Source organism: Streptomyces alkaliphilus (assembly GCF_014141535.1).
In the GTDB taxonomy this organism is placed as follows: domain Bacteria; phylum Actinomycetota; class Actinomycetes; order Streptomycetales; family Streptomycetaceae; genus Streptomyces; species Streptomyces alkaliphilus.
On record NZ_VKHT01000219.1, the window covers coordinates 1 to 6,180 of the forward strand.

Annotated in this window: 4 protein-coding genes; 2 read left to right on the forward strand and 2 right to left on the reverse strand. The window is 73.3% G+C overall.

Features of this window, described 5'->3' with window-relative positions; translation table 11 throughout:
• Both FNQ90_RS28115 and FNQ90_RS28120 read left to right on the forward strand, forming a co-directional pair.
• Positions 1–1,475, forward strand: a 1,475-nt coding sequence (locus FNQ90_RS28115) for a hypothetical protein (protein WP_182605975.1), incomplete at its 5' end; no start/stop codon positions are given.
• Positions 1,472–4,204, forward strand: coding sequence for a phospholipase D-like domain-containing protein (locus FNQ90_RS28120; RefSeq protein WP_182605976.1), 2,733 nt, complete (start codon positions 1,472–1,474; stop codon positions 4,202–4,204). The genes FNQ90_RS28115 and FNQ90_RS28120, both read left to right, overlap by 4 nt.
• Before the next feature lie 220 nt (positions 4,205–4,424).
• Here FNQ90_RS28120 and FNQ90_RS09600 read toward each other — a convergent pair whose 3' ends face one another.
• Both FNQ90_RS09600 and FNQ90_RS09605 read right to left on the reverse strand, forming a co-directional pair.
• Positions 4,425–5,576 (reverse strand): Gfo/Idh/MocA family protein, encoded by a 1,152-nt coding sequence (locus tag FNQ90_RS09600; protein ID WP_182605977.1) that lies wholly within the window; start codon positions 5,574–5,576, stop codon positions 4,425–4,427.
• On the reverse strand, positions 5,561–6,180 hold a 620-nt coding region (locus tag FNQ90_RS09605; protein WP_182605978.1), incomplete at its 5' end, for a ThuA domain-containing protein. The genes FNQ90_RS09600 and FNQ90_RS09605, both read right to left, overlap by 16 nt.

A 6,180-nucleotide genomic window follows, 5' to 3' on the forward strand; every position in this document is an offset into this window, starting at 1 on the left:
GGTATCCCCTGGCGGTGGAGGGGCCGGTGTTGCGCGCGGTGGACCGACTCGTCCCCGGTGTCTCCACGGTGACCCGCCTCGTGGGGTACCACTCGATGTACGCGGCGATCGCGGCGCACGCCGGGGAACGCGACCTGGACGCCGCCGCCTGTCGCCGGCTGGTTCGTCGCTGCGAGGTGCTGATGGCCGCGCTCCGGCATCCCGGGGAGGGCGAGGGTGCTTCGCCGCCGCACGGGGTGGACGGGGTGCGACGCTTCCTCACCCCCGATCTGGATCTCGCCGGGGCCGCCGACGAGGAGCGGGAGCGGTCGTACTCCCCCCGGGGGTGGGGCTTTTGGGGGCAGTACGGAGGCCCCGCCACGGTGCTCGGCACGGTGACGGTCCGGGAGGGAGCCCTGCGGCCGGGCAGACACGAATGCCCACCCGCGGTCAGGGAAACCCTCGCGCCCCTGCTGTCGCTCGCCGAGCGGGAGGTGGTGAAGGAGGAGGAGTTGGCGGGAACGGGGGTGCCGGCCCCCGACTCGCCCGGTCCGGCCGAGCGGGAGTGGCTGACGGGTGTGCTGACCGCTTCCGGCCGGGGAGCCGTCCACGTGCCGACCGAGTGGGAGGCATCGGACCGTACGCGGCGTGCCACCCTCCGGACGCTGGCCCGGGCGGTCGATCTCCACGGCCACCGGGGGGACGACTACCGGGAGACACTCTGTTCCGCCGTGGTCTTCGGTGAGGATCTCGCGTCGGATCCGATCCTGGCGGGACTCCCCGAGGCGGAGAGCTGGAGGGGGACGTTGCTCCGGCATTACTCCGTCGGCGCGTGGCGGCGGCTGTGGGCGGCGCTGGTGTCCCGCGTCGATTCCGGGGAGGGCGGAGCGGGCCGAACGGCCGGGGAGCTGCGTGACTGGCTGGCGGACCGGGCCCCGTCCGGCACGCTGCGGGCTCTTCTGGAGGATCTCCCCCCGCTCGATGCCCCGCGCGGTCGGTTGGCGCCGGCCGAACGCGAACTCCTGGCCGGTGGCGACAAGGATCCGATGACCAGTGTTCGTCTTCTGATCGTCGGTGCGCTGAGGTCCCGGCCGGGCCATCTGTCCGAGCGCGGCCGTGCCGTCTTCCTGGGCCGACAACGGCACCGTGCCGAATTCCTCGACCCCACGTGGGTGGACGGTCTCCTCGCCGATCACATCGATCGCCCGGCGGCCGATTTCGCCGCTCGACTGGTGGACGACATGCTCGCCCAGTCCCGTCGGGTGGCGTTGGCGAAGCTGCGCATCGATCCGGCGACGGGAGGACTCACGATCTTCTCCCGGTTGCACGTTCGCGACGAAAGGTACTTCAGGACCGGCGACGAAGGGGACTCCGAGATCGGGACCCGTATCCATCAGCTGGGCTCGATGGCCGAACAGTTGGGGCTCTTCGTGAGGGAGGGGAATCGCCCCGGCGTCACCCCCGTGGGACGACGGGTCCTGGAGGTTCCCCGATGAGCGAGGTGCGGCACGAGCGATTCGCCTCCCCCCTCACGCTGTTGCGCGAGTGGGTCGAACGCCGCGACGAGCAGAGGTTGTCGGAGGCGCTCTTCCTCGGCTTCACGGTCGACCTTCCCTTCCTGGAGAAGGTCGCCCTCCCCCTCGCCCGGGCCTCGGGGGCCCGTACGGCGGTGATCGGTGACGCCGCCCGGGGGCTGTACGACCCGGTCGACGTGCGGAGGGCCGGGCGTGATTACCTGCACGGTTTCGCCGCCTGTGCCGGGGCGTTCCACCCCAAGGTGGCGCTCCTGATCGGGGACCGCGCCTGCCGGTTGGCGGTGGGATCCGGAAACCCGACGCTCTCCGGTTGGGGGGCCAACGAAGAACTCTGGACCGTCCTCGAAACGGAGGACGACGCGTCCCACCCCCTGCTGGCGGATCTCGCCGACTGGTTGGAGGAACTGCCCACCGTCGTCGACATGGCGCCCTGGTCCGCGGGGCACCTCCGGGAACTGGCCGGGATCCTGACCGAGCGGTACGTGGCCGCTCCCGCCGGCCCCGAAAGCGGTCCCCGGCTGCTGCACAACCTCCACCAACCCCTGCTGGAACAGTTGCCGCCCGGCCCCGTCGACGAACTCCACGCCTACGCGCCGTTCGTCGATCCGACCGGGCGGGCGCTGGAAAGGATCATCGGGCGCTTGGCCCCCCGACGCACGATCCTCGGTCTCCAACCCCGTTGGTCCGGCTACGACGCCGAGGCGATCCGCGAGGCGCTCCCCGACTCCTCGGCGGGGATCCGCTTCCTGGACGAGACCCGGCTGAGGCACGGCAAGTTCCTGGAATGGCGGATCGGCGACCGACGGCACAGCCTCACGGGAAGCCCCAACCTCACCCGCGCCGCCCTGTGCGTTTCCACCGCGCGGGGCGGCAACTGCGAACTCGCCGTCCTCGCCTCCGACACCGAACCGCTGCTTCCCGGGGAGGGCGACCTCGTCTCCCCTGCCGAGCTGCCCGGCTCCACCGTCCGGCCCGTGCGCACGGGCCCCGCCGCGCCGGTTCTGCTCGGGGCGCAGACGACAGGTGGGAGGTTGACCGTCGCCCTGGCACGCGGTTGGCCGACACCGGTGGGAATCGCCTCCTCCCCGGACGGGTCCCCGGGCTCCTGGACGGACATCGGCGAGGTTCCGACGGGAACGGAGGTCCACACCTTCCCGGATCCCGGGGCACCGGGAGCCGCGATCCGGGCGAGCGTGCGCTCGGGCGGTGCCGTCCTTCATTCCCCCGTCGTCTTCGTCCACAGCCCGGCACACTGCGCACGGCGTCCCGATCTCGGTGACGCGCCCCGGTTGCGCCACGAGTACACGGTCCCGGAGCTGTTCACGGACGAGGGCGCCGCGCGCCGTTTCGAAGCCGATATCGCGCGGCTGCGCGAGTGGATCGCCGTGATCACCGCGCGGCCGGGGCGGGCGACGGCTCTGCCGGCGGAGTCGGGGGGAGCGGGGGAAACCGACCGGTGGGAGACCTACCTCGAGGAATGCCGCCGGATGATCGGGACCTCCTTGACCGAGGTGGCTTTCGACGTGTCGATGATCGACCTGCCGCAGGCCCCCGTGGCGCGATGGACGGTGTCCGCGATCACCGGGCAGGAGGACCAAGAGGACCAGGAGGATCGGGAAGAGGAACCGCAGGAGGCGGAAGAGGCCCTCTCGGTGATCGGTGAGCCGCTCGTCCCGTACATTCCGCCCGACCGGCGCGCGCGGTTTCGTGCCTGGACCCGGCGTTGGGTGAGGGCCCTCGACAGTCCCTCCGGACCCTCCGGGGCCTCCGATTCCGCTTCCGGGGCGACGGCCCGGGCACCGCTTCCCGTCCGCCTGGCGGTGGCGGGTCTGTGCGCACGCCTGTTGGCCGCCGGTGTCTGGGACGAGGACGACCACGGTTGGCGCCGGGACCTGGAGGATCTCCTCCTCGCCCTGTCGGAGGGGGGTGCACAGGACACGGAGCCCTCCCACCCCTCGGTCCAGGAACGCCTGAACTCCGTGGTGGCCGTGGTGATGACGCTGCTGGCGCAGGATGTCACCCTCACCGGCGGAGGCGAGCACGACGTGGTGGCCGCCCGCGCGTGGCATCGCTGTCGGGAGATGGTCGCCGGGGCGAGGGCCGGGCAGGTCGAGGACCTGATGCTCGATTCGGAGCGACCGCTGGCCCGGGTCGTCCGGCGGAGCGAGGTGGAACGGCTCATCACCCTGGCGCGGGACGGAAACCCCGGGGCGGAGCTGATCGAGGAATTCTCGGCCATGGGATGGTCGATGAGGCGCGGGGACGGGATGTGGGAGATCGAGGGGCCCTTCGGCAACCCGCTGCCGGTGGTGGGCAGAGCGGTCTCGCGACTCGGTGCCCCACCCACCGGGGGCGTGTTCGTGAGGGCCCGTGGCAGGAACGGCCGATGGGCCTTCGCCGCGTGGGACGGGTCCCGGCTGGTCCTGATGAACGCCCCGGCCCGGGTGTGGCGCGTCCACCGGGTGGATCCGCCGGCCACCCCGGAGTCACGCTTCGCCGGCGGGGACGTGTCCGCGATTCCCGGCCTCATCGGTCGTCCCACCCCGTTGTCGGCCGGGCCTCCCGAGACCCTGAGTCGGATGCTCGCGGAAGTCGGCCTCCCTTACCCGGAGTTGATCGGAAGGCTGTTCGCGCTCCCTTCCCGGGGCGAGGCGGCCGGGGATGACCGGGCGCCGGGCGCCGGGCGCTGAGCCGGACCGAGGCGTCCACCCGGCACGGCCACCGTTACCGCGACCGGCCGGGCGGGGCATGCGCGCCCCGGGCGGGCTGTACGAGCGCCGGAGGGCGTGCGGATCACGGCGGAACCCGGCGGCACGGGGACGGATGCCCCGATTCCCCGGGACCTCGCCTCCGGCCGTGACCCGGGCCGGGCGGGGCCGGGCGGGCCGCCCCGCCCCGCCCGGCAGTGTCCTACGCCTCGGACCCGGCCGGCACGGGGGGCGGGGAGAGGTCCCGCATCCCCGGGGGGCGCTCGACGGTGCGGGTGACGGGAAGGGTGCGACCCTCACGGGCGGAGTCGAGGAGGGTGAGCATGGTGTCCAGCACATGGGCCCCCAGTTCGGCCGAGGCGAGGTGGGGGCGGCCATCGCGCAGGGCGTCGGCCAGGTCGGCCAGGCCGACTCCGCGCCCGCCGGGCCGGTAACCGGCGGCGTGCGGAAGCGGCGTCCACGACCCACCCCGGCTGAGGGCGGGGGAGCCGTCGAAGAGGTTGGGGTCGGGGACGGACAGGGACCCGGCGGTGCCGTACACCTCCAGCAGGGGGAGTCGTGCGGCGTGCACGTCGAAGCTCATCGCGAGGGTGGTCAGTGCCCCACCGGCGTGGTGCAGGATGCCGGTGACATGGGTGTCGACCTCCACGGGGAACCGGGTGCCCGCGCGGGGGCCGCCGGCGACGGCGCGTTCGGCGCGGGCCCGGGATGCGGCGCCGCTGACGCGGGTGACGGGACCCAGCAGGTGCACGAGGGCGGAGAGGTAGTAGGGGCCCATGTCGAGCAGTGGCCCGCCGCCGGGTCGGTAGTAGAACTCCGGATCGGGGTGCCAGCTCTCGTGGCCCGGACAGGTCATGAAGGCGGAGGCGGCGAGGGGGGTGCCGATCAGCCCGTCGTCGACGGCCGCGCGGGCGGTCTGCAGACCGCTGCCGAGAACGGTGTCCGGGGCGCAGCCCACCCGCAGCCCGCCGGCCCGGGCGCGGGCGAGGATCGCGTCGACACCCTCCCGGTCGGCGGCCAGCGGTTTCTCGCCGTAGACGTGCTTGCCCGCGTCCAGCGCCGCCAGGGTCACCTCGGCGTGGGCGGCGGGAACGGTGAGGTTGAGAACGGCGTCCACGTCCTCGCGGGCCAGCAGTTCGGTGAGGGAGCCGGCGACGGCGACGCCGTCGCCGGCCTCCTCGGCCAGCCGGCGGGCACGGTCGTGCTCCAGGTCCGTCACGGCGGTCAACCGCGGGCCGCTCGGGGGGTCGCCGCCGAGGGGGTCCCCCGACCGCCGGAGATCGCGCAGGGTGGTGAGGTAGGCGCGGCTGATGTTGCCGGCGCCGACGATGCCGACCCTCAACGGCTCGCCCACAGCAGCCCCCTCTCGGTGAGGGCACGCGCCTCGGCCGTGTCGAAGTCGTCCGGCTTGTGGCCGATGGTGGAGACGAAGACCCGTCCGAGCCCCCGCCGCCTGGTCCACACGGCGGGGATCGCGACGGGGCGCGGGAGGATCTCGTCGGCCTCGAAGGTCGTGGTGGCCAGGACGTCGTTCAGCGGGTCGGTGGCCACCCAGTACCGCTCCGTGTGCACCTCGAAGGCACCGAGGCCGGCGATGACGGGGTGGTCGGCGAAGGCGTCCACGGGGTCGACGCGGTGGGTGGCGAAGCCGGGCGGGTGCATCAGGAACTGGCCCCCGGTCAGCAGCTGGTAGTCGAGGTCGCCGCGGAACGAGTCGATGATCCCACCGTGCCAGCCGGCGAACCCGGTCCCGGCGTGGACGGCCGCGACCAGGTTGGCGCACTCCTTCCGGGTGAGCTCGCCCATGGTCCAGCACTGGACGATCAGGTCGGTCGCGGCCAGCAGCTCGGCGTCCTCGTAGACCTCCAGCTCCTCGGCGGTCGTGACGTGGAAACCGTGGCGGCGCAGGAAGGGGAGGAACAGGTCGGTGGCCTCGATCGGGCTGTGCCCCTCCCAGC

Bases quoted from the DNA above. Each gene is read 5' to 3' on its own strand.
- FNQ90_RS28120 (WP_182605976.1), top strand. From the start codon at position 1,472: ATGAGCGAGGTGCGGCACGAGCGATTCGCCTCCCCCCTCACGCTGTTG.